Below are 24,310 nucleotides of genomic sequence, written 5' to 3' on the forward strand. Positions count from 1 at the left end.
GCATGCCGCCGCGCGATTCTTCCAGCCGCAATCCGTCCTGTCGGGCGCAGTCAGCAGCCTGTTGATCAGACCCCTGCTGGCGCCCCGGCCCGGTGACGGCACGGGCCGAACCGTGCCGCAATCGCCAGCAACAGACCCGAAACCGTTGCGATCATCCCGGCGGCGCTTACGGCGTCCGCAGCGCCAAGCCAGAGCGGACCATAGCCCGCCAGGACATAGCCGACAACCGCTGAAACCACAGCAAACCCGACGCTCCACCCCAGCTGACCCTCCAGTTGATTCGACATCATCCGCGCCGCGGCCGGCGGGCAGATGAACATCGCGATCACGATGATCGACCCCACCGCATCAAAGGCCGCAACGGCGGCGATTGCAGCAGTGATCACCAACCCCAGCCCCAACAGATCGGTGCGGATACCCAGCGTGCGGGCAAACCCCTCATCAAAGGTCGCAATCTTAAGAGGGCGCCAGAACAGAGCGATAAAGACGGTGACCCCGATCAAGGTCAGCCCCATGCGCAACAGCTCGGTCGGCAAATAGCTGAGCGCCACCGGATCCAGCAGCGATTCCCAGCCGGTGGCATCAAGCCAGATCAGGCTTTCGAGATTGCCGTAGAGCGCGTGTTCCACATCCAGATGAACCGCCGATGTATCGGTCTGCTCCAGCAGCAAGACCCCGCCTGCGAACATGGTGGTGAAGACCACGCCCATGGCGGCCCCCGGCTCGATCCGGCCAAGGCGGCGGATCAGTTCGATCACAACCACGGCGACGATGGCGGCTCCAGCGGCCCCCAGCATCATCGGACCCGCTGCGATCACCCCGGTCAGGAGGAAAGCAACAACGATACCCGGTAGAACAACATGGCTGATTGCATCGCCAATCAGCGCCTGCCGACGCAGCAGCAGGAAATTCCCCGGCAGCGCACAGGCGACGGCGGCAAAGACACCGATCAGCAGAGGTGTCAGGGACAACGGGACAAATTCAGCGCCGCTCATGGCAGAACCTCACGGGGGCCGCCCATGCGGCGGTCAATGTCGGAAATCTGGTCGGCAGTCAGAACCGTCTCTATCTCGCGCAGCCCATCATATAGCGCCGCTGCCGCCTCATGTGTCTGGTCGCTGCGCACCAGCGCCCAGCGATGTTCGTCTCGCAGCGCCTTGGCGGCGCGGGCGCGGCCCTGTTCCGTGGGCACCCCATCGGCGCGTAAGAGGCCACGCTGGCGCAGCAATCGCAGGGTCAGCGGCTCATAGATCACCTGATCCTGCGCCAATGCCAGCAGCCCCTGGCGCAGATGGACCCGGCGCTGAAACCGCCGATGGCGCAGCACAGCCGCCAGCACCCCGCGATTGGGAGCCAGCAGAAGCGACAGGGCAAAGAGGCCAAAGCTCATCAGGACGATGATAGGCCCGGTGGGCAGGTTCGGCGCCGATGCAGATACCGCCGCACCAAGATAGGCTGACAGCCCGCCGGCACCACCAGCCAGCAGCACCACCAGATCGGACCGCTCGGTCCAGAACCGGGCGGTGACGGCCGGGATGATCAGCAGCGCCACGATCAGGATCAGGCCGACGATTTTCAGCCCGACAACGGTGACAGCCATCACCAGCCCCATCATCATCATGTCGATACGGGAGACGGAGACACCCTGTGACGCGGCGTACTCAGGGTCAAAGGCCACCAGTGTCATCGGGCGCCGCAGCAGCAGAATCAACAGCAGCGTGGCCGCGCCACCTCCCGCAATCACCAGCGCATCGTTCCACAACATGCCTGCCGTAGAGCCCAGCAGGAACCCCTCCAGCCCGGCCTGACGGCCCACCCCCAGCGTCTGGATCACCGTCAGGATCACGATGCCGAACCCGAAGAACACGGAGAGCACGGCGCCAATCGCGGCGTCCTCGGCCAGACGGGTACGGCGGGTCAGCCAGTTGAGGCACCACAGCCCGGCCATCGCCGAGAGCGCCGACCCAAGGAGCAGACCGGCCAGATTGCGACCATCGCCGCCAAGCGCGACCATTACCAGAAAGGCAAGCCCGACACCGGGCAAGGTGGCATGGCTGATGGCATCGCTGACCAGCGCCCGTTTGCGCAGGAAAAGGAAGGTTCCGGTGATGCCGGCGGCGATGCCAAGCAATGTGGCGCCAATTGCGACCAGCGTCGCATTATAGCCCATTTGCAGCAGCAGGGCGTCCCAAAGCATCAGAATGGCCCGCCGCTCTGTGGGAGAATAGATCCGGGTGCCACGGCCAGCTGGTCAACCTGCGCAGTGGCCAACCGCCCGCCATAGGCGCTTTGCAGGGTTTCGGCGGTAAAGGCCTGTGCAACCGGACCCTCTGCGACTTTGCGTGTGTTGATCAGGAAGACATTGTCGAAATACTCGCCGACGGTGACAAGATCGTGATGCACCACAACCACTGTCCTGCCATCTGCGCGCAGCTGTTTCAGCACCGCGATAATGGCCTTCTCGGTCGCGGCATCGACACCGGCAAAGGGTTCGTCCAGCAGATAAAGATCTGCTCCCTGAGCCAGCGCGCGCGCCAGAAAGACCCGTTGCTGCTGACCCCCGGACAACTGGCCAATCTGGCGGGTGGCGAAATCGCCCATCCCGACACGGTCCAGACAGGCCTGCGCCTCGGTGCGATGGCGTCCGGTGATGCGGCCCAGCAGGCCCAGCTCGCGGTAGAGCCCCATCATTACAACGTCAATCACCCGTGTCGGGAAATCCCAGTCGACGCTGGCCCGTTGCGGGACATAGGCAATGCGGGCCCGTTGGCTGTCCAGCGGCTTGCCAAAGACCTGCACCCGCCCTGAAACCGGCGGCACGATGCCAAGCGCGGCCTTCAGCAAGGTCGATTTACCAGCTCCATTCGGGCCGATGATGGCCGTCATCCGTCCCGGCTCCACTGTCATATCGACAGAGAAAACGGCTGGCTTCTCGCCGTAGGTTACGGTCAGCCCCCTGATGGCCAGCGGCGACCTGTCAAGGCTGTGGGTGATTCCCTCAGCGGCAGTGGGCGCGCCATTGTCGCGGGCCAGTTCCACGCTCATCTCATCGGTTCCCTTCAAAATCCGGCACCGGACAGGCGACCGGACATGCCCTTAGGTGGAACCTTGGCGCCAAGAGCAGCCGCGATAGTGGTCATATTATGATCCAGCATCCCGACATAGGTGCCCTCATAGCTGCCATCGGCGCCCATCGCGTCGGAGAACAGCTCTCCGCCGATGCGAACCTCATGGCCTTGCGCCGCTGCCCCTTCGATCAGGGCACGCATCGAACGATCCGAAACCGAGCTTTCGACAAAGACGGCAGAGATCTGACGCGCCACCAGCATATCGACCAGCGCGCCAATGCGATTGAGGCCGGCTTCGGATTGGGTGGAGATGCCTTGAATGCCCAGCACCTCAAACCCGAAGTCACGGCCAAAATACCCAAAGGCATCATGCGCCGTGACCAGCACCCGATTTTCGACCGGCACCTGGGCCAGGATGTCGTTGCCGTAGGCGATGAGCTGATCCAGCTCTGCCAGATGCGCCGCTGCATTGGCTGCAAAAAGATCGGCCTGATCCGGACGCGCATCACTCAGCGCCGCCTGAACCTCTGCGACCATGTCCTTCCACAGGGCCGGGGTCATCCAGACATGGGGGTCATATTTATCTGCATAGGCGTCATGGCCGCGCAGCTTGTCCTTGTCCAGACCGTCGGCGACGGCAACCACCGTGCGTTTGCGCGCCAGATCGTGGAAGAACTCTTCCATCTGTGCCTCAAGATAGAGACCGTGCCACAGCACCAGATCTGCACGGGTCATCGCCACGATATCGGACCGTGTCTGCCGATAGGCGTGCGGGTCTACCCCCGGTCCCATCAGGGCGCGCACCTCGACTGCATCACCGCCAACCTGGCGGGCGGCATCGGCGATCATGCCGGTTGTTGCCACCACTTTCAGCGGGGCATCCGCCCGCGCAGCAGCGCCGTCTGAGCTGCCGAACGTCGCGGCAACGAGCCCGACAAAGGCCATCATAGCAGCCAGCACCAGCTTGTGGACGATCTTCATTGATGTGCTGAGCTTCGAACGCATGGAGCTGATCCTCTGATTGTCATCTGACATCAATAAGAGCGCTCAGCGATGTCCTGTCAATGAAAATGCGACTTATTCGCAAAAAGAAATGAGAATGGTTCGCAAGAATAGATAATTTTTGTCCAAACAGTCAAAATTTTACCCCAGACAACCCTGCCCTTGCTTGCCAAGCTTGGGTGGTCGTGCGATTTTCGCACCGAACTCGAATGAGGATTCCCGGCATGGAAAGCCAAATTGCAGAGCACACCGCGCAGCTGCCGCAGGTGGGCGAACCGCGTAACCCCGGCATGGAGCTGGATCTGGACTGGGCGCTTGGGGTTGAGGCAAACACCTCCGCCATCGAACGTCGCTGTGCCACGCTGCCAGGTCGGCGCAGCGTCAAGAAAGACTATCAGGCGGCCTGGCTGCTGAAGGCGATCACGCTGATTGACCTGACCACACTCTCCGGTGATGACACCGTGGGGCGTGTGCAACGGCTTTGCGCCAAGGCGCGCCAGCCTGTGCGCAGCGACCTGATGACCGCGCTCGGCATGGAGCCGATCACCACCGGCGCGGTCTGCGTCTACCACGACATGATCGAAACCGCTGTCGACGCGCTGGAGGGCACGGGTATTCCGGTGGCCGCCGTGTCTACGGGTTTCCCCGGCGGCCTGTCGCCGTTTCACCTGCGCCTCGCCGAGATCGAAGAAAGTGTGAAGGCCGGGGCCAAGGAGATTGATATCGTGATCTCCCGTCGTCACGTGCTGTCCGGCAATTGGCAGGCTCTCTATGATGAGGTGAAAGCCTTCCGCGAGGCCTGTGGCGACGCCCATGTAAAGGCCATCCTCGCCACCGGAGAGCTGGGCACATTGCGTAACGTTGCGCGTGCCTCGCTGATCTGCATGATGGCGGGTGCTGATTTCATCAAGACCTCGACCGGCAAGGAAAGCGTCAACGCCACGCTGCCGGTCAGCCTGGTCATGATCCGCGCCATCCGCGACTATCACGAGCGCACCGGCTACCGCGTTGGCTACAAACCCGCTGGTGGGATCTCAAAGGCCAAGGATGCGCTGGTATATCTGTCGCTAATCAAGGACGAGCTGGGCGACCGCTGGCTGCAGCCGGATCTGTTCCGCTTTGGCGCGTCCAGCCTGCTGGGCGATATCGAACGGCAGCTCGAACACCATGTCACCGGCGCCTATTCCGCCGGCTACCGCCACGCGCTGGCCTAACCTTCAGATGCCACCCCCGGATGCCTGAAGGGCCTCCGGCCCGCTTCCGGATCCGGGCAAGCAGCGACAGACACAAGGCTCGACACATGACTATCAAAGAGATTTTCGACACAATGACCTATGGCCCCGCCCCCGAAAGTGCAGCTGAGGCGCTGGCCTGGCTGGTGGATCAGGGCGCCCGGTTCGGCCATTTCATCGACGGCGATTTCACCGCACCCGGCGACGGGTTCGACAGCAAGAATCCGGCAACCGGCGAGGTTCTGGCCACATTGACCCAGGCCAGCCAGTCGGATGTCGACAGCGCTGTTGCCGCGGCGCGCAAGGCGCAGGGCAAATGGGCTGCCCTCGGCGGCGCCGGCCGCGCACGCTATCTCTATGCCATCGCGCGACTGATGCAAAAACACGCGCGCCTGTTTGCGGTTCTGGAAACGCTGGATAACGGCAAGCCAATCCGCGAAAGCCGCGACATTGATGTGCCGCTGGCGCAGCGCCATTTCTACTATCACGCAGGCATGGCCCAGCTGATGGAAAGCGAACTGCCCGACCGTGAGGCGCTGGGTGTCTGTGGGCAGATCATCCCTTGGAACTTTCCGCTGCTGATGCTGGCGTGGAAGGTCGCGCCGGCCCTGGCCATGGGCAATACTGTGGTGCTGAAACCTGCGGAATACACCTCGCTTACCGCCCTGCTGTTTGCTGATATCTGCCGTCAGGCGGGCCTGCCCAAGGGTGTTGTGAACATCGTGACAGGCGATGGCGCCGTGGGGGAGATGATCGTCGGGGCCGAAGTCGACAAGATCGCCTTTACCGGGTCCACCGCCGTCGGCCGCCGCATTCGCGAAGCCACCGCAGGCAGCGGCAAGGCACTGACGCTGGAGCTGGGCGGCAAATCTCCCTACATCGTCTTTGACGACGCCGATATCGACTCCGCCATTGAAGGTCTCGTTGATGCAATCTGGTTCAATCAGGGACAGGTCTGCTGCGCCGGCTCGCGACTTCTTGTTCAGGAAGGCGTCGCCGACCGTTTCCACAGGAAACTACGCGCACGGATGGACAAGTTGCGCATCGGCAATCCGCTGGACAAGAGCATCGACATCGGCGCCATTGTCGACCCGGTGCAGCTGACCACCATCAGCGAGATGGTTGCCGCCAATTCGGCCGGCCGCATGTATCAGGCGCAGATCGATGTGCCGGAGCGCGGGTGTTTCTACCCGCCCACCCTCATCGAAGGTCTGGCGCCCTCCGACACGCTGATGCAGGAGGAGATCTTTGGTCCGGTTCTGGTATCGACCACCTTCCGCACCCCATCCGAGGCTGTAGAACTGGCGAATAACACCCGCTACGGTCTGGCGGCGACGCTCTGGACTGAAAACGTCAATCTCGCGCTGGACATCGCCCCCAAACTGGTTGCCGGCGTGGTCTGGGTCAATGCCACCAATCTCTTTGATGCGGCCGCAGGATTTGGCGGCACCCGTGAAAGCGGCTTTGGCCGTGAAGGCGGCTGGGAAGGGCTTGGCGCCTACACCAAGCCAAAGGGCAAGGTCAAAGCTCTTGACCAGATCAAGGGTTTTGACGGTGAAGGTGCACCGGTTGATGCCGTGGACCGCACCGCAAAACTCTATATCGGTGGCAAGCAGGCGCGCCCGGATGGCGGCTATTCCAAAGCCATCCATGGCAAATCCGGCGCGCTGCTGGGCCACGTTGGCCTCGGCAACCGCAAGGACGTTCGCAACGCCGTGGAAGCCGCAGCCGGGGCCAATGGCTGGGCCAAGACGACGGGCCATCTGCGCGCGCAGATCCTTTACTACATCGGCGAAAACCTATCTGCGCGGGCTGGCGAATTTGCCGATCGGATCGACCGGATGACCGGCAAGTCCCAAGGCGCGCAGGAGGTCGAAACCTCGATCCAGCGCCTGTTCACCGCCGCTGCCTGGGCCGACAAATACGACGGGCAGGCCCATGGTGTGCCAATCCGCGGTGTGGCCCTGGCGATGAAGGAACCTGTTGGGGTGATCGGCGCACTCTGCGCGGATGAGGCCCCCTTGCTGGGCCTGATCTCGGTGCTGGCACCCGCCATTGCCATGGGCAACCGCGTGGTCCTGGCCGCATCCGAGGCCTACCCGCTGGCGGCGACCGACTTCTATCAGGTGCTCGACACATCCGATCTGCCCGGTGGCGTCGTCAATATCCTGACCGGCCGTCACGCCGAACTGGCCGAACCGCTGGCCGCCCATCTCAATGTAGATGCTGTCTGGAGCTTCTCCTCCTCTGACCTCTCCGCCGCGATCGAAGCTGCCTCCGCCGGTAATCTCAAGCGTACATGGGTCAACAATGGCATGGCGCTGGACTGGACGTCGGACCACAGCCGCCGCTTCCTCGAAGCCGCAACCGAGGTAAAGAACATCTGGATCCCCTACGGCGAATAAGCCGATGGGTGCAGCCCAAAGGGGCTGCACCCGTCATATCCTGCAAAAAGGGCGCTACCATTTCTGGTAGCGCCCTTTTTTCCGTTTGATATCCCGCAAGCCCAGCTCAGTTGGTGGATTGCAGACCTTCAGGACGACCCACCACGATGAAGTGCAGCTGATCCGGCAGCAGGATCTCCGCTGCCACCTTGTTGATCTCGTCCAATGTCACTGCATTCACCTTGTCATTGCGGGTGGCGACGTAATCAATGGGCAGGTCATCCATCTGCATCCCCGCCAGAATGGACGCGATCCGGCTATTGCCATCAAAGCGCAGTGGGTAGGCCCCGGTCAGATAGGTCTTTGCATCCGCCAGTTCCTTCTCCGTTACACCCTCGGCTGCCAGCTTCGCCCATTCGGTCTGGATCACCTCAACCGTCTCGGCGATCTTGCCATTGGCCGAGGCGACGGAGCCCATGTAGACAGCACCAAGATCACGCGGAACCAGGTAGCTGTAGACACCGTAGGTGAGGCCGCGTTTCTCGCGCACCTCCGACATCAGGCGGCTGTCAAAAGATCCCCCACCGAGGATCTGGTTCAGCAGATAGGCCGCAAAATACCGCGGGTCGTCGCGTTTGATGCCGATATGACCAAACAGCGCCACCGATTGGGGCGTGTCGTAGTCAACAACGGTCACACCCCCTTCGATGGTGACATCTGCCGGTCCCGGAATTGGCGCGCCTTCCGCTGGCAGATCCGCCAGCAAAGTATCGAGAAGCGCTCCCAATTCCGCCTCGGTGATATCCCCCACCGCCCCGACGTAGAGCCGGTCGCGGGCAAAGACCGCTTCATGCGCATCAAACATGTCCTGTCGGGTGAGGGCGGTCACGCTCTCGATGGTCCCGTTTCCTTCGGTGCCGTAGGGATGATCGCCAAAAGCCATCTGCGAGAACACCCGCCCGGCAATGTCATTGGGATCTTTCGCATCGGAACGCAGTCCGGCGAGGACCTGCGCACGCACCCGGTCCAGTGCATCCTGATCAAAGCGCGGCTCGTGGATGGTCTGACGCAGCAGATCAATCGCCTGATTGCGGTTCTCGCTCAGGAATTGCGCCGAAATGGACACGGTATCCTTGTCTGCATCATAGGAGAACCCCGCCGCCAGGCTTTCCAGCGCGCGGGCGTAGTCCTGGGCAGGCAAGGGTCCGGCGCCCTCTTCCAACAGGCCGGCCATCAGATAGGTCGCGCCACGCTTTCCCGGTTTGTCGAGCGATGTGCCACCGCGAAACCGCAGTTCCAGCGCGGTAAAGGGGATGCTGTGATCCTCGACCAGCCACGCGGTGATGCCACCGGGAGAGGTGACTTCCTTGATTTTCACCTCTGCCCAGACAGGCAGGGCGAGGAAACAGACGGCCATTGCCGCCGTGATGAGCTTTATCGCCTTCATTGGCTTACCTCTTCATCTCGCATCATCCAGCCGGTCACCGAGACCTCCGGTCGCAGCACTTCGCGGGCAACTGCGATGATTTCATCCGCCGTGATGGATTGCAGGATGCGGGGCCAGGCCTGCACATCCTCAACCGTCAGTCCCGAGGCCAGCGCCCGGCCATAGCGGTTTGCGATCCCGTCGACATTGTCGCGGGCATAAACTTCGGCGGCACGCAGTTGCAATTTGATCCGCTCCAGCTGTGCCTCATCGACGCCCTCTTCGAGGAACCGGGCAAAGGTCGCATCAAGCGCGGCCTCGGCATCCTCAAGGCTGATGTCCGCCCCCGGCACGATCAGAAAGTCGAAGGTGGTGTCGTCCAACGAGACATCGGAATAGAAAACCCCGGTATAGACTGCCACCTGCTGGTCGAACTGTAGCGCATTGGTCAGATACGACGTGCTGCCGCCGCCCAATAGTTCGGCCAGAAGATATAGCGCCGCTGCGCGTTCCTGCGCACCACTGTCACGTTCAGGCGCCAGATAGGAGCGCTGGACAAAGGGCTGCGCCACACGCGGATCCTTGAAGATAATGCGGCGGGCAGCGGTCTGCGGAGGCTCCTTGCTGCGGAGCCGTTCGGGCAGCTCCGGGTTGGCCGGGATCTTGCCATAGCTCTCCTCGGCAAGGCGACGCACCTCTGCGGGATCGACATCACCGGAGACCACCAGAATCGCATTATTGGGGGCGTAGTATGTCCCGTAAAAGGACAGCGCATCTGCCATGTCCAGCTCTTCCATCTCATGGCGCCAGCCAATGATCGGCTGCCCGTAGCGATGGTTGAGATACTGCGCCGCATTCAACTGCTCACGAAACAACGCGCGCGGCTCGCTGTCGGTGCGCTGGTTGCGTTCCTCCAGAATGACTTCGCGTTCGGTTTCGATATCCTGTTCGGTCAGGCGGATATTGACCATGCGGTCGCTTTCCATCTGCATCATCAGCCCCAGGCGATCCGCTGCGACACGCTGGAAATAGGCGGTATAGTCATAGCTGGTGAAAGCATTGTCCCGCCCGCCATTGGCCGCAACCGTGGCTGACAGCTCTCCGGCCTCCATCGTATCGGTGGCCTTGAACAGCAGGTGTTCGAGGAAATGCGCCACGCCGGATTGGCCCACAGGTTCGTCGGCGGAACCGGCGCGGTACCAGACCATATGCTGAACAACGGGCGCGCGATGATCCTCGATCACGACCACCTGCATGCCATTGTCCAGCACAAAGCTTGTGACCATGTCGCTTGCATCGTTCGGCGCATCGGCGCCCTGTGCCTGCGCCGTCTGAACAAAGTTGCCGGACCTCAGAGTCGCCAAATCCATGGCCACAAGGGCTGCAACAAGCGCGCTGGCCCTGATGATCCGGCGGATCACGGGTTTCATAGGGGGGATCATTGGTGATCTCCTTTTTTGCGGTACGCCAGCGGCAATGGGTAGACCGGTAGCGTCAAAATAGACAAATGCAGCCGGTCAGACAGGGCCACCTGCCCGCGATGGGCAATGCTATACGCCACCCTGTCCGTGTGGGGGCGTGCAAAGCAGCAGGTCCGATCCGACGACATATCATTGGCATTGATCCATAAAACGGACCAACATCGCTGGCATCAAACTACGCTCTAGGGGGGCATGTGCAAGGGAAATGGCGTTTTTGTGATCGCCACATAACCCCGAAAACTGCCGACTCGGCGTTACTCTGCCGGCGGGGCCGACGGGGTCTCGAATCCGGCACGGCGGAATCGTTCGCTGACCACATCCGGCGCAATCGCCTCGCGTTTGTAGGCGTCCTGGTAGCGGTCAACAGGGAACAGCTTGAACCTTGCCGTGCGGTTTTCACGCTTGCGCTTCTTTGCATCGCGCGCGGCGAGATCCGCACGCACGTCGGGATCGACGCCATAGCGGCTAGCGGCAGTGACCAAGGCGCCATCGCTGGCGGGGACACCATCACCGGGAACCAGCGCTGCGGCATTTCCACCGAGCACGGCGACGGCTTCGCCCTTCGGGTTGCGGTCGGTAAGGTTGGCCGCGCCCGGCGTCGGCTGCGGCAGCGTCTTGTAGCTGGCCGGTTCTTCCAGCGGTTTGGCAGGCAGGACCATAAATTCATCCGGGCCGGTTCCGGAGGGGCGCAGATCGCGCAGCCCTTTTTGCCCGCAGGCAGATACGGCCAGCGCGCCCATCAGAACAATCACACCAAAAGGGATCCGCATGACCCGTTACTCCTGCCTGTTTGAGCCGCTTTTATCGTATTTACCCAGCGAGGTCACGCAGGGTTTTTCTGCAGCCCGTCAAATAGGATCAAGCCGGCCGCTCCCGCAAAGATAAAGATGTCCGCCACATTGAAGACAAAGGGATTGTCGATGCCGCAGCAGGACATATTGAGGAAATCGAGCACATAGCCATAGAGTAGCCGATCGACGACATTGCCCAGCGCGCCGCCGATGACCAGCCCGGCGGACAGTTGCATGACGCGGGCATTGGCAGGCAGGCGCGAGATCCAGATCACCAGCACCAGGCAGATCACCAGAGACAGCCCGATCAGGATCCAGCGTGTGGTGTCAGTGCCGCCGCCGAACAGGCCGAAGTTGATGCCCGTATTTTCACCATAGCGGAACCGCAGCAGCGGCGGCAGCACGTCAATGCCGCCGCGATTGGCCACATCCATGACCCGAACCACCAGATATTTACTGATCTGATCCGCAAGCAACGCCAATACCGCTGCCCAGATCATAACTTTGGCTCGCATAGCGCGGCTCCTCTTGACTGGGTTTCGGATGGCCGACCGGACCAAACTGGTCCGATCGGCGTTAACCGTGTCTAGTGGCGAAAATGGCGCATGCCGGTGAAGACCATCGCCAGACCGGCGTCATTGGCGGCCTTGATCACCTCGTCATCTCGCATGGAACCACCGGGCTGGATAACGCAGGTCGCGCCATTCGCTGCCGCTTCCAGCAGGCCGTCGGCAAAGGGGAAGAACGCATCAGACGCCACCGCTGATCCTTTGGCGAGGCTTTCGGGCAATTCCAGCGCGTCAGCCATGCGCTGCGCCTTGACGCCTGCGATGGTGGCACTGTCCAGACGGCTCATCTGACCTGCACCAACACCAACAGTCTGGCCGGATTTGACATAGACGATGGCGTTGGATTTCACATGTTTCGCCACCTTCCAGGCAAAGAGCAGATCCTGCATCTGTTCTTCAGTCGGGGCCTTTTCAGTGACCACCTTCAGGTCGTCCATGGCGCGGTGGCCGACGTCCTTGTCCTGCACCAGCATACCGCCGGAGACCTGACGGGTGGTCAGACCTGTATCCTGCGGGTTGGGCAGACCATCGGTCAGCAGCAGACGCAGGTTTTTCTTGGCGGCGAAAATCGCCTTTGCCTCTTCCGAGGCACCGGGGGCGATGACGACTTCGGTGAAGATCTGGACGATCTCTTGAGCGGTTTCGCCGTCCAGCGGCTGGTTCAGCGCGACAATACCGCCAAAGGCCGAGGTCCGGTCACAGTCGAAGGCTTTCTGATAGGCCTCTTTCAGTGTTGCGCCACGGGCCACTCCACAGGGGTTGGCGTGTTTGATGATAGCCACGGCGGGGCCATCAGCGGGGGCAAACTCGCTGACCAGCTCAAAGGCGGCATCGGTGTCATTGATGTTGTTATAGGACAGTTCCTTGCCCTGCACCTGCTGTGCGGTGGCGACACCTGCGCGGGCGGAGCCATCCAGGTAAAACGCCGCCTGTTGATGAGGGTTCTCACCATAGCGCAGGGTCTGGGCCAATTGCCCTGCAACGGCGCGGCGGCGGGGTGCCTCAAGCTTCAGCGCGCCTGCCATCCAGTTCGACACCGCCGCATCATATGCGGCTGTGCGAGCATAGGCGTTCTGTGCAAGCCACTGACGGAAGCCATAGGAGGTCTGGCCGTCGTTTTTGTCCAGCTCTGCCAGCAGTGGCTCGTAATCTTCGACATCCACCACAACATTCACGAACAGGTGGTTCTTGGAGGCGGCGCGGATCATTGCCGGACCGCCGATGTCGATGTTCTCGATGCAGCTGTCGTAGTCGCCGCCCTTGGCCACGGTTTCCTCAAATGGATAGAGGTTCACCACCAGAAGGTCGATGGCACCGATGCCATGTTCCTCCATCGCAGCCACATGCGTGTCGTTGTCCCGCAGCGCCAGCAGACCGCCATGCACCATCGGGTGCAGCGTCTTCACCCGACCATCCATCATCTCAGGAAAACCGGTGATCTCGGACACGTCTTTCACGGTCAGGCCTGCCTCGCGCAGCGCCTTGGCCGTCCCGCCGGTTGAGAGCAGCTCAACGCCACGTGCCGCCAGGGCCTTACCCAGGTCGATCAACCCGGTCTTGTCGGATACGGAAAGCAGCGCACGGCGTACGGGGTGAAGGTCGGTCATGGCAGGGCGGTCCTTTTCAGGCTCAGTCGGTTAACGCGGGGTCGTCCCGGTTCAGGTCTCGCACGGCAACGGCAGTCTCCTGCGCCTTACTGAGCGTCCACCGGATGCGCGTGGCATAATTCATTGCCCGCCCGGAGAGAACGATCTGTTTTGCCGCACGCGGCTTCAAGCGGGTTTTTTCCAGGTACACGCTGGGCTCCAGCTTCAATTCGCAGGTCCCATCATGACGGAACACCCAGATCTCCCCGCTCTTGAGCGCCATGGATACTGCTGCGCCCCCCAAGTCAAGGGCTGCGTCCACGTCGGGGTGCAGATGCAGGCGGATCTCAAAGCCGATGCCGCTCAGGGAATGGGCATCCATCGCCTTGTCAAAGCGTCTTTTGTTCGTCGTGTCCAGCGCCAGCAACATGTCCTCGCCCGCAAGGCCACGGCCATCCATGGCGAGCTCCAACGTGCGCGCGTGGGTCAGGCCGAAATGACGCTCATATCCGTTGTGCCCACCCTGGAACCGATAGCCATCTTCCAAATCCGATACATCAAGCGGCACGTTATCCGGGGCTTCTGTCATCAGCTCATGTCCACTCCCCCGTTCCGGAGCGGAGAGACGGGCGCTTGAGTGGCCCTCGATGCACAGCGTCGAATGCGACGGCGTGGCACGCCCGGCACGGCGCCACTCTACGCCAAAGGTTTCGCCAGAGCCGCAGTTCACGATCAGCGGGCGGCGGCCTGATGTCAGTTCGAATGCCAGCGTGGAGGCATGACCGTTCCATGAGGCGCGCCCCTTGGGCGGCACAGAGGCGTCAATGATGACAGAGGTGCGCCGCCCGGAGAGCCGGGCATAGCCCATTGCAAGCCCGTCGGCATGGCGCTTGGTGACATGGCTCGCTGCCAGCGCATGATCGAGCCGTCCCTCAAGCCCGCGCCCGCCGCCGTGAAAGCGCGCCAGTCCGCCATCGGCGTGGCGCAAAGTACGCAGGGTCGGTGCAATCCGTTCAATTGCTGCGACCTGTGCTGGTGGAACCCCGCGTCCGACATCCTGCAGCGCCGCGGCAGCCCAGGTGAGCAGGGTGAAGACTTCCAGCAGTTCCTCCGGGTTACGGGTCGGCAGCCCGCCCTGATCGTCGATCTGGCTGGCGCATTCCTCGGCGAGGGCTTTCAGGGCCGGATCGACCTGATCTTCGTGCCCCTTGAGTGCCAGACCGGCATAGATCAGCCCGGTCAACGCCTCAAAACGTGGCAATCCGGGTGAGGCCCCCTGCCAGCGCCGCGACAGGAACCACGTCTGGCGGGACAGGGCGCCAAAGAATGCCTCGGATTGCTTTGCATCACGCGCAGCCAGCAGAAACAGTGCATGATTGATCCAGCGGATCACGCGGCGGCCGGTCAGATCCGGCGACCAGCCCGGTCCGGTGCCATTGCCGTGAGCCTCGATCCAGCCCCAGACCCAGAGCTGCGCTTTTTCGCGGGCGCGAAAATCACCGACAGCGGCCAGATCATCCAGCCAGGCAAACCCGTGGCGTTCCGCATCAAAGGCGAGGTCAGGTGCCACAACATCCCAAAGACCGGTCGTGGGCGATTCGACGAGATAGCCTGCAAACAGAAGATTGCCCGCCACCAGCTGACGCCCACGGGCATAACTGCCAATGGTGCGCGGCTCAGGCTGCGACACAAAGGCCGTGGCACCGGGCTGCCGACGGGCGCGCCTTGCGTAATAGCGGTTCAAAAGGCGGGTGCCGCGCCGCGCCATTCTATCGTATCGGGACATGCTCTCTTGCCTCACGCCAGAGAAATTTTCCGGGGCGTTTTGCGCCGAGCATAGCGGCGGTTACCGGGCAAGTCACCGATAATGCGGCAGATACCTCAGGGCAGTATCGGCAAGGGGTTGCCGGTCTCAGTCGGCCTTGCGCAGCTCCGCCATGTAAAACCCATCCATGCCGCCCAACTCGGGCCAGTAATCCGGGCGCAGGCGCAAGCCGCCTTCTTCGGTGATCCAGTCAGCGACGATCCCGTCCAGCTGTTGCAGTCGAGTGCCAACCGACATGTCGGGAAACATTTCCAAGGCATCCTCTACTTGGCATTCGCCCTCATCCGGCAGGAGCGAACAGGTGCAATAGATCAACCGTCCACCGGGTTTCACGAGGCTCCAGGCATGGGCAAGCATCTGTGCCTGCAACTCAATCAGCGCGCCAAAGCCGCTGCCGTCCTTGGCATGGGGCAGATCGGGATGGCGGCGGATCGTACCGGTGGCCGAACAAGGTGCATCCAGCAATACCGCATCATATGCACCGGTCTGCTCCAAGGCATCGCCGACAACCACCGTAGCGGTCAGCCCGGTACGGGCGAGATTTTCCGAAAGCCGTGCCATGCGGCCTGCGGATTGGTCGACGGCGGTCACCGTGGCGCCAGCTGCGGCTATCTGCATGGTCTTGCCACCCGGCGCCGCGCAGAGATCAAGCACCGATTCGCCGGGCTGGGCGGCCAGCAGCTGCGCGGGCAACGCTGCGGCGGCATCCTGAACCCACCAGTCGCCCCCCTCGAACCCTGGCAGACCAGAAACCTGCACGGACCCGTGGATGCGATAGGATCCTGTCGGCAGCCTCGTGGCGTCCAGCGCAGACAGGTCGGCGCCCGGTTTGGCGGTCAGATCCAGCGGCGCGCCCGCCAGATGCGCAGCCTCGATCGCAAGCATCGCGGGAGCACCCCAGGCCTGCGACAGCGGGCTGCGCAGCCATTTCGGCAGGCGTGGCACCCGCAGCTTGGCCCATTCAGCCGGCCCCTGCTCTGCCACCTTGCGCAAGACCGCGTTGACCAGCCCCTTCAGTTTTCCGTGGCGACGATGGCCAGAAATGATCCCCACCATATCATTCACCACCCCATGCGCCGCCCCGCCCTGGCATAACTCAACCGTGCCAATGCGCAGCGCGTTGTGCACGGTGAGCGGTGTCGATTTTTTCAAGTGTTTCTGCAGGATGCGGTCGGCACGTTCGAGATTGCGCAACGTATCTGTTGCCAGGCGCTGGCTGCGCGCGCGTTCCTCTGCCGGCAGTTTATCCAGCGCACCCGCTGCGTAGCATTCCGACAACAGCCTACCCTCTCCCAGCACCTGATCCAGCAGGTGAATGGCACGGCGGCGGGCTTGGCTTGCATTGGACATGCGGGTCTCCTGACAATAGGGGCAGCGGCGCGATGGGTTGTCGACGCCGGACGCGGGCGTATATCATAGAACGACAACAAGGGAAGCCGGCATGAGTGACGCTAATAAATCCAAGACCCAAGTAGCAGCCCAGCCGCTGGCCCCCGCCGCGCAGCGCGCGCTGGCCGAGGCTGCGGAGCGGCGCAAAGCTGCTGAGGCCGAAGCCGCCAAGCGCCCGGTTGAACTTGGCGGTCGGGACGGCCCCGATCCCGCGCGCTACGGCGACTGGGAAAAGAAGGGCATCGCCATCGATTTCTAACGCCTGACAGACCGAGGTCGGGCCTGTTTCTAGGGTTATCCGCCCTGACGGCGCTGAAGCTCAGAGACCCAGAACGTCGAGCATGTTATATTGGCCCGGCTCCTTGTCCTGCCCCCAAAGCGCAGCTTTGATGGCGCCGCGGGCGAAGATCGCGCGATCGGTTGCCAGATGGCGCAGAACAATGCGCTCTCCCTGACCGGCAAACAGCACGTCGTGTTCGCCAACGATATCGCCGCCCCGAATGGCGCTGAAGCCGATGTCACCGCGCTTGCGCGCGCCGGTGATGCCGTCGCGCCCGCTGTCGGTCACATCCGCCAGCGTCACACCGCGCCCCTCGGCGGCGGCCTCCCCCAGCATAAGGGCCGTACCCGATGGCGCGTCGACCTTATGGTGATGGTGGGCTTCGATCACTTCGATATCGAAATCCTCGTCGAGCGCGGCTGCGACTTTCTTGGTGAGCTGTACCAGCAGGTTTACACCGAGGCTCATATTGCCGGCGCGCATCTGCACCGAGTGACGCGAGGCCGGTTCCAGCTGCGCAATCTGCGCATCGCTCATACCGGTGGTGCCAATAACATGGACCGCTCGGGCCTGCGCCGCCAGTTCGGCAAAGGCAATCGTCGCCTCGGGGCTGGTGAAATCAATCACCGCCTGCGCCCTGGCAAAAGCTGCGAGCGCATCATCCGTCACCGTGACGCCGATCTCGGCCCCGCCCATGGCAAGGCCCACGTCCTGGCCGATCCAGTCATGCCCCTCACGCTCAACCGCGCCAACGAGACGCGCGCCAGGGTGCTCCATGATGGTGCGGATCAGCATCTGGCCCATCCGACCAGAGGCACCGGTGATCACGATGCCGGGTGTATCCGTGCTGCTATCTGCCATGTCAGGGGTCCTCGTCTGTGCGCTGGATCGCGGATGATCGGTTTCGTGCAGGTTTTGTCCTAACCGCTTGTGCTGCGCTTGGCAAAGCCCTGCTTTCGGCATAAATCGGATATATGGCTAAGAACAAACTCCACGAGGGCACCGGGCCCTCACAACGTCAGCTCCGCGTCGGCGAATTGATTCGCCGCGCCCTGTCCGAGATTTTTGCGCGCGGCGACCTGCATGATCCCGAACTGAACCGGCTGTCGATCACCGTCGGCGAGGTCCGCACCTCACCCGATCTTCGTATTGCGACCGCCTATGTGCTGCCACTGGGCGGCAAGGGGCAGGAGGAAACGCTCAAGCTGATGGCCCGCAACAAGGGTGAACTGCGCCGGATCATCGGCAAGAAGCTGGCGCTGAAGTTCACGCCGGAACTGCGGTTTCAGCTGGACGACACCTTTGACCGGATGGATGACACCCGCAGGATGCTGTCGCAGGACGCGGTGCGCCGCGACACGGGCGAGTGATTCGCTGGGCGATGGGTGTGGCGCTGGCCTTTTTGGCAGCGCCTGCTGCGGCAGTGGACTGCCGCGACATCGCCTATGACGGCAACCGCTACACGATCTGCGACGTCGATGTGACGAAAGACGAACTACGCCTGTTTCTGAAGAATGATGCAGGCGAGATCTACGGGCATTTCTCAACAATCGAAAGCGAGCTGGAGGCCAAGGGGCAGACGCTGCCCTTTGCCACCAATGCAGGCATGTACCACCGCGATCGCTCGCCGGTTGGATTGTATCAGGACGGCGATGCCGAAGAGATGCGGCTGGTCACCACGCCCGGCCCCGGAAATTTTGGCCTGCTGCCAAATGGCGTGCTGTGCATCGGCGAAACCCGCACGGATGTGATCGAAACGCTGACCTTTGCCAAAACCGGCCCGCAATGCCGCTATGCCACGCAATCGGGCCCGATGCTGGTGATTGAAGGTGCGCTGCATCCGCGGTTTCTACCGGACTCGACCTCATATTTCATTCGCAATGGGGTCGGGACCAGTGCCGACGGGCAGCGGGTGGTTTTTGCGATTTCGCGTAACGCTGTCACCTTTCACCAGTTCGGCAGCCTGTTCCGAGATCACCTGGGCCTGCCGAGCGCGCTGTATTTCGACGGCAATATTTCACGGCTGCACGCGCCCCAGATCAACCGGAGTGATGCCGGCTTCATGATGGGGCCGGTGGTTGGCGTCGTGGCCGACAGGACGCAGCCGGATGCGACCACGAACTGAGACCGTACAGGGCGCCGACGCAAACCGGGCCCCACGCGGGTGGATTTCGGAGCTGCGCGCGATTGACAGGCCCTGACAGCTGGGCTACCCCGCGCGCCTCTCTCACCGACGATGACATTGGGGTATGACATGGGACGCAAACGCAAAGGGCGCGATATTTCCGGCTGGCTGGTGGTCGACAAGCCTGCGGGGCTGACGTCCACTGCGGTTGTGAACAAGGTCCGCTGGGCCTTTGACGCCAAGAAGGCGGGCCATGCCGGCACGCTCGATCCCGAGGCGACCGGCGTCCTGGCGGTGGCCCTAGGTGAAGCGACCAAGACCGTGCCCTATATCACCGACGCACTTAAGGCATATACCTTTACCGTGCGGCTTGGTCAGGCGACCAATACCGATGATGCCGAAGGCGAGGTAATCGCCAGCAGCGACACCCGCCCGAGCGACGAAGATATCATTGCGGCCCTGCCGCAATTCCTAGGTGATATCATGCAGGTGCCGCCGAAGTTCTCAGCCGTGAAGGTGGACGGCCAGCGCGCCTACAAACTCGCCCGCGACGGCGAGGATATCGAGCTCGCAGCTCGCCCGCTCTGGGTGGAGGAGCTGATCCTGGTGGACCGGCCGGATGCGGACCATGTCGTGCTTGAGATGACCTGTGGCAAGGGCGGCTATGTCCGGTCGATCGCGCGGGATCTGGGCGCGGCACTTGGATGCCATGGCCATGTGAAATGTCTGCGCCGTATCTGGTCCGGGCCGTTTGATGCCGAGGATGGCATCAGCCTGGAAACTCTGGATGAGATGGCCAAATCCCCGGATCTGGATGGGTTTCTGCGCCCGCTGGAGGAAGGTCTCGCGGATCTGCCGCAGCTGACCTGCACTCCCGAAGGCGCGGCGAAACTGCGCAATGGCAATCCCGGAATGGTGCTTGCCTCTGATGTGGAATACGGGGAAGAGGCTTGGGCCTCGCTGGATGGGCTTGCGGTCGCAGTTGGTCATTACAAATCCGGCGAGCTTCACCCCAGCCGTGTGTTCGTACGCTGAACCACGGTTGACACAGGCCCGGACGCCCGCCACCACAAGCCGCATGATCCACCGCAGCCACACCAAGGGCGATGCCCCCTCCAGCGCGGTCTATTCCGACTGTGAGCACTACCGCTATAGTCTCAGCCGTGTCTGGGACCCGGCGGGACCGCGTGTGATGTTTGTCATGCTCAACCCGTCAACCGCGACGGAAGTGCAGAATGACCCCACTATAGAACGCTGCGAGCGGCGGGCGCGCGCCCTTGGGTATGGCGGGTTCCGCGCAACCAATATCTTTGCCATTCGGGCCACCGATCCGCGTGACATGAAACGGGCGGCGGACCCGGTCGGTCCTGACAATCTGGCGATGATCCTGGACGGCGCAGGCTGGGCGGATCGGGTTATCTGCGCCTGGGGCACCCATGGCGCGTTTCGCCAGCAAGGGGTCAGGGTTGCTGGTGCTCTCGCCGAAACCGGTAAACCGCTGTTTCACCTGGGATTGAGCAAGGCCGGCCACCCAAAGCACCCGCTTTACATCCGCTATACCCAGCAGCCGGAACGCTGGCTGCCCTTGACCGGGTAAGGCCTCGCTAACCATCGCTTCTGAATTGCTTTGATGTTCAACCAATACGTGTGCAACTTTGATAATGCGGGTGTTCCGCGTGTTGTCATGAGGGGTCGCCGGAATGTTGATGCTGGCTGCAATTTTGGGAGTCGCCGCCGTCGGTGGTATCTTGTTGATTGACGAGGGCGGCGATGATCCAGACGCCTCTGAGACAGGGTCTGCAGACAATGACGGGGCGACCGATGACACAGCAACCGATATGGTTTCACTTGATGATTTCGTGAAGGCCGGCACAGAGGACAGCGACCAGCTCGGCGGCAGCGATCAGGATGACGACCTGCAGGGGCTGGGCGGCAACGATCAGCTGAACGGCCGCGATGGAGATGACACCGTCCAGGGCGGTGAGGGCGACGACAGCCTTTACGGTGGTGAGGGTGACGACACGCTTGAGGCGCATCACGGTGACGATCTGTTGCACGGAGAGGGCGGGGACGACAGTCTGAGCGGAGACAGCGGCAACGACACGCTGTTTGGCCATTTCGGTCATGACCAGCTCGATGGTGGTGATGGCGATGACGTGGCCCATGGCGGCCAGGGCAATGACACGCTGACCGGGGCGGACGGGCGAGACGCGCTACATGGCAACGATGGCGACGATCACCTGACTGGTGGCCTGGGCAAGGATACGCTGTTTGGTGGCACCGGCAATGATCGCCTGATCGGCAGCGACGATGGCATGACCACGGATTATCTCAACGGTGGCGACGGGGATGACACGATTTTGGCGGGCGCCGGTGATATCGTTTCGACGGGGGATGGGGCCGACCACCTCATTTTTGCAGCAGGTGAGTTCCACGCGAGCGCAGTCGGCGACGGTAACGAGGCTGATCCCACTGCCGCCATCGATATGTCGGATTTCAACGTCGATGAGGATCAACTGGTTGTGATCTGGGATCAATTCGGCCCGGAGGCGCCCACCGTGGAAGTCACCAACAACCCGGATGCACCGGGTGAGCATATCGTGACCATCGACGGGATCGAGGCGCTGCGCGTCACCGGGCCAGAACAATTGTCGGCATCGGACATTCTGGTCGTCGATCAGGATGCCGCGCTCCGGTTTGGCGTATTGGCCACCAACAGCGCCAGCAGCGGGCTGACACTCGGCTGATCAGGTCCAGTTCATTTAGGCCCGACGCCCATCCCCGGCCCACACCCGACCGAAACCTTTTGCTATTTCCCGAGAATCTGCGTATAGGCGCGACCTGTTCAATGGTTATGCCGCTTTCTTCGGAAGGCGGCCGAGCCTGAGACGCCTCCATGGGCCTGTGCTGGACGACATCCCGGCCTGCGCCATTCACACAAACCTTCAAAGGAGACCCCGATGTCGATCACTGCTGAAGAAAAAGCCCGCCTGATGAAAGAATTCGCAACCAAAGAAGGCGACACCGGTTCCCCGGAAGTCCAGGTTGCAATCCTGACCTCGCGCATCAACACCCTGACCGAGCACTTCAAAACCCACAAGAAGGACAACCACGGTCGTCGTGGCCTTCTGAAGATGGTTGCTCAGCGCCGTAAGCTGCTGGACTACACCAAAGGCAAAGACGTGGCCCGCTATCAGGACCTCATCAAACGCCTGGGCATCCGTCGCTAATAGCGACGACCAGACGGTTGAAATTCAACGCCCGCTCCTATCGGAAGCGGGCGTTTTTCGTGTTTGAGACACAGGCCGATTATACAATTGCCCGGTCACTAGGCCGCCGTGCTGCGTCCTGATAGCGCAGCCTTTGGCGCAACGGCGTCAGACCGTAACGGATCGGCGGCAATCAAGCTCACGCCAAGCCCGGTAAGAATGCCCAGTCGGCGCGCGGCAAAGGCATGAGCCCGGGCGCGCAAGACCGCCAGGTTTTCCTCAGGCTGGGTCAGAACGCGCCCGTCCTGCTCCAACCGCTGCCCCTGCGGCCCAAGGATCTGCCACGCAAATTCGGCCCAGTCATTGGGCGCCGTTTGCCCTTCGCTTTGGCCCAGGAGGAACAGCTGTTCCATGCGATCCACCGCGACCCCCCCACCGGTGACAGGAGAGGCCAGGAAGCCCAGTCTTTCGCTGTCTTCAGCATTTTTGCACACTGCAAGGTTAAATGCTTGGCACTGCGCCGCGCGATCCGCATAGCCTTCTGAAGGCAGACAGGGAACGATATGACCCGCCCCCGTCAGGATCGTCAGCAGCCGCGTGATCTCGCCCCAGGTCATATCGGCAAACACGCCCTGCTCCAGCAGGGCCCGAACTGTTTTATGCCCCTCGGCCAAAGCTCTCAGGACAGGTTCATACTGACCGGCCTCAAGCGCAACATCCCCATTGCGCCAGCTGATCTTCAACGGGCCGGATCCATAGTGACGTGCGAGGGCAAAGCCAGTCTGAAACCATGCGCCAACGCTGCCGCGTTCCGTATGCGGCACATGCCCACGCGAAAAGATATCGGCCCGGAACTGTTCATTCAGCAGAACATCACGCAGCCCCTCGCGCCTGTTTGTATTGCTTTCCTCCGCCAGCAGCGCACGTTGCGGACTGCTCAAGCAGATGTCATCGACATGATCCAGCGGGTTCGCAGCACCGAGAAACTCAAGTTTGGCCTGCGCCATATCCTCCGCCACATCGGCAAAGTGGAATGGCGTCCAGTCCTTGTTGAAAAACTCATGCGCCAGATAGTTTCGCGGCATGGTTTTCATTTCACTCAGCCGTCTCAACTGGCCGGGGTTTGAGACAAAAAATTCGGCTCCGACCTGTTTCAACCGCTCGGCAAAATTCAATGCGTCTTCTATACGTTGCTCCAACGGACCGCTGCCCTGCGCGGCGCGATCGGTCAGAATCCTGCGCAGCGGCATAGATGGCGCCCAGCCCGGCTGCGTGTTGTAACTGATATAGACCAACCCACCGGGTTTCAGACGACGGGAGATGAATCCGGTGATCCGTTGTTGGTTCTCTCGCGAAATCCAGCTGTAGACACCGTGAAGCGCAATGACGTCAAAGGTATTTGGCAGCTCCGCCTCTTCTTCAAAATCCTCAAAGGATCTTTCGTAGAAGTGGACGTTTGCCAGTCCTGCTTCTGCGGCCAGGCGATTGGCACCGGCGATATGGGCCGGATTGAAGTCCATCGCGTGGACATCGACATGCGGATTGGCTGCGGCCAGAAGATTGGCTGTGAAGCCCTGACCACAGCCCAGCTCACAATAGGTCAGTTCATCGCTGTCCAGCCCATGCCGATGTCCCCGAGACACGGCGCTGAAGGCAAGGCGGGAGGGCGTCATCTCGTGAAAAAAGTCGTGCGTATAGTCGAGTTCGGCGACATAGCCGGAAGTCCAATCGTTCATTCAGCACCTGTTCTAAGTGTTGGGGTCGACGTCGTCTTACCCTTCTGGATTGCGCAAATTTTCCATAAAAACGCTGAGGATCCGGTTAACGCAGGCCGCAATTCACCAACCACGCCCAGATAGCGGAGGACCGACACGAACGATGCCGACAAACGGGGCACAGGCTGCGACGGCTCCTGGCGCTTGCTCTTTCAATCTGTGGAAAAA

22 protein-coding genes are annotated in these 24,310 nt (G+C 61.8%); 9 read left to right on the forward strand and 13 right to left on the reverse strand.

Features of this window, described 5'->3' with window-relative positions; genetic code table 11:
* Window positions 1-65: 65 nt before the first annotated feature.
* The 4 genes from VWZ81_RS09530 to VWZ81_RS09545 are packed head-to-tail and all read right to left on the reverse strand — an operon-like array spanning window position 66 to window position 4,013.
* Window positions 66-995, reverse strand: coding sequence for a metal ABC transporter permease (locus VWZ81_RS09530; protein ID WP_340546880.1), 930 nt, complete (start codon window positions 993-995; stop codon window positions 66-68).
* A complete protein-coding gene (locus VWZ81_RS09535) occupies window positions 992-2,197 on the reverse strand; it encodes a metal ABC transporter permease (protein WP_340546881.1) in 1,206 nt (401 codons plus the stop codon). Before VWZ81_RS09535 ends, VWZ81_RS09530 begins: the two co-directional genes overlap by 4 nt.
* Window positions 2,197-3,045, reverse strand: coding sequence for a metal ABC transporter ATP-binding protein (locus VWZ81_RS09540; RefSeq protein ID WP_416542591.1), 849 nt, complete (start codon window positions 3,043-3,045; stop codon window positions 2,197-2,199). Before VWZ81_RS09540 ends, VWZ81_RS09535 begins: the two co-directional genes overlap by 1 nt.
* A 14-nt stretch (window positions 3,046-3,059) precedes the next feature.
* Window positions 3,060-4,013 (reverse strand): metal ABC transporter solute-binding protein, Zn/Mn family, encoded by a 954-nt coding sequence (locus tag VWZ81_RS09545; RefSeq protein ID WP_416534508.1) that lies wholly within the window; start codon window positions 4,011-4,013, stop codon window positions 3,060-3,062.
* Window positions 4,014-4,294: 281 nt separating this feature from the next.
* On the opposite strand from VWZ81_RS09545, the gene deoC reads away from it, so the two are divergent.
* A complete protein-coding gene (gene deoC, locus VWZ81_RS09550; protein ID WP_416542592.1) occupies window positions 4,295-5,284 on the forward strand; it encodes a deoxyribose-phosphate aldolase in 990 nt (329 codons plus the stop codon).
* Between the two features lie 86 nt (window positions 5,285-5,370).
* Window positions 5,371-7,707: an aldehyde dehydrogenase family protein gene (locus VWZ81_RS09555; protein ID WP_416534494.1), complete on the forward strand. Its 2,337-nt coding sequence runs from the start codon at window positions 5,371-5,373 to the stop codon at window positions 7,705-7,707.
* Between the two features lie 106 nt (window positions 7,708-7,813).
* Here the strand turns inward: VWZ81_RS09555 and VWZ81_RS09560 are convergent, their stop codons facing one another.
* From VWZ81_RS09560 to VWZ81_RS09590, 7 genes are all read right to left on the reverse strand, one after another.
* Window positions 7,814-9,133, reverse strand: a complete 1,320-nt coding sequence (locus VWZ81_RS09560) for a M16 family metallopeptidase (protein WP_416542593.1) — start codon at window positions 9,131-9,133, stop codon at window positions 7,814-7,816.
* Entirely contained in the window at window positions 9,130-10,554 is a 1,425-nt protein-coding gene (locus tag VWZ81_RS09565; protein ID WP_416534492.1) for a M16 family metallopeptidase, read from the reverse strand. Before VWZ81_RS09565 ends, VWZ81_RS09560 begins: the two co-directional genes overlap by 4 nt.
* A 293-nt stretch (window positions 10,555-10,847) precedes the next feature.
* The gene (locus VWZ81_RS09570) at window positions 10,848-11,363 is read right to left on the reverse strand and encodes a DUF3035 domain-containing protein (protein WP_416537638.1); all 516 of its coding nucleotides are present in this window, start codon (window positions 11,361-11,363) and stop codon (window positions 10,848-10,850) included.
* Between the two features lie 53 nt (window positions 11,364-11,416).
* A complete protein-coding gene (lspA, locus tag VWZ81_RS09575; RefSeq protein WP_416542594.1) occupies window positions 11,417-11,899 on the reverse strand; it encodes a signal peptidase II in 483 nt (160 codons plus the stop codon).
* 71 nt (window positions 11,900-11,970) lie between these two features.
* Window positions 11,971-13,560, reverse strand: a complete 1,590-nt coding sequence (purH, locus tag VWZ81_RS09580; protein ID WP_416537640.1) for a bifunctional phosphoribosylaminoimidazolecarboxamide formyltransferase/IMP cyclohydrolase — start codon at window positions 13,558-13,560, stop codon at window positions 11,971-11,973.
* 22 nt (window positions 13,561-13,582) lie between these two features.
* Window positions 13,583-15,325: a heparinase II/III family protein gene (locus VWZ81_RS09585; protein WP_416542595.1), complete on the reverse strand. Its 1,743-nt coding sequence runs from the start codon at window positions 15,323-15,325 to the stop codon at window positions 13,583-13,585.
* Window positions 15,326-15,451: 126 nt separating this feature from the next.
* Window positions 15,452-16,714 carry an RsmB/NOP family class I SAM-dependent RNA methyltransferase gene (locus tag VWZ81_RS09590; protein ID WP_416537642.1) on the reverse strand — a complete coding sequence of 421 codons (1,263 nt, stop codon included), beginning with the start codon at window positions 16,712-16,714 and terminating at the stop codon, window positions 15,452-15,454.
* A gap of 91 nt (window positions 16,715-16,805) precedes the next feature.
* Between VWZ81_RS09590 and VWZ81_RS09595 the strand changes: the two genes are divergently transcribed.
* A complete protein-coding gene (locus VWZ81_RS09595; protein WP_416542596.1) occupies window positions 16,806-17,012 on the forward strand; it encodes a DUF1674 domain-containing protein in 207 nt (68 codons plus the stop codon).
* Between the two features lie 60 nt (window positions 17,013-17,072).
* Here VWZ81_RS09595 and dapB read toward each other — a convergent pair whose 3' ends face one another.
* Window positions 17,073-17,894, reverse strand: coding sequence for a 4-hydroxy-tetrahydrodipicolinate reductase (gene dapB, locus VWZ81_RS09600; RefSeq protein WP_416542597.1), 822 nt, complete (start codon window positions 17,892-17,894; stop codon window positions 17,073-17,075).
* A gap of 113 nt (window positions 17,895-18,007) precedes the next feature.
* Here dapB and rbfA point away from each other — a divergent pair, with 113 nt between their 5' ends.
* The 6 genes from rbfA to rpsO all read left to right on the forward strand — a co-directional run bounded on the left by rbfA (window position 18,008) and on the right by rpsO (window position 22,388).
* Window positions 18,008-18,403 carry a 30S ribosome-binding factor RbfA gene (rbfA, locus tag VWZ81_RS09605; protein WP_340546895.1) on the forward strand — a complete coding sequence of 132 codons (396 nt, stop codon included), beginning with the start codon at window positions 18,008-18,010 and terminating at the stop codon, window positions 18,401-18,403.
* Between the two features lie 11 nt (window positions 18,404-18,414).
* On the forward strand, window positions 18,415-19,158 hold the full coding sequence (locus VWZ81_RS09610) for a phosphodiester glycosidase family protein (RefSeq protein ID WP_416542755.1): 744 nt from the start codon (window positions 18,415-18,417) through the stop codon (window positions 19,156-19,158).
* A gap of 129 nt (window positions 19,159-19,287) precedes the next feature.
* Window positions 19,288-20,193 carry a tRNA pseudouridine(55) synthase TruB gene (gene truB, locus VWZ81_RS09615; RefSeq protein ID WP_416537645.1) on the forward strand — a complete coding sequence of 302 codons (906 nt, stop codon included), beginning with the start codon at window positions 19,288-19,290 and terminating at the stop codon, window positions 20,191-20,193.
* 43 nt (window positions 20,194-20,236) lie between these two features.
* Window positions 20,237-20,755, forward strand: a complete 519-nt coding sequence (locus tag VWZ81_RS09620; protein ID WP_416542756.1) for a DUF1643 domain-containing protein — start codon at window positions 20,237-20,239, stop codon at window positions 20,753-20,755.
* Between the two features lie 109 nt (window positions 20,756-20,864).
* Window positions 20,865-21,905: a calcium-binding protein gene (locus VWZ81_RS09625; protein WP_416542598.1), complete on the forward strand. Its 1,041-nt coding sequence runs from the start codon at window positions 20,865-20,867 to the stop codon at window positions 21,903-21,905.
* A gap of 213 nt (window positions 21,906-22,118) precedes the next feature.
* On the forward strand, window positions 22,119-22,388 hold the full coding sequence (gene rpsO / locus VWZ81_RS09630) for a 30S ribosomal protein S15 (RefSeq protein WP_340546899.1): 270 nt from the start codon (window positions 22,119-22,121) through the stop codon (window positions 22,386-22,388).
* 98 nt (window positions 22,389-22,486) lie between these two features.
* Here rpsO and VWZ81_RS09635 read toward each other — a convergent pair whose 3' ends face one another.
* Window positions 22,487-24,103 (reverse strand): class I SAM-dependent methyltransferase, encoded by a 1,617-nt coding sequence (locus VWZ81_RS09635; protein WP_416542599.1) that lies wholly within the window; start codon window positions 24,101-24,103, stop codon window positions 22,487-22,489.
* Window positions 24,104-24,310: the final 207 nt, after the last annotated feature.

The sequence above is a fragment of the Phaeobacter sp. JH20_34 genome, from assembly GCF_048056095.1.
In the GTDB taxonomy this organism is placed as follows: Bacteria; Pseudomonadota; Alphaproteobacteria; order Rhodobacterales; family Rhodobacteraceae; genus Phaeobacter; species Phaeobacter bryozoorum.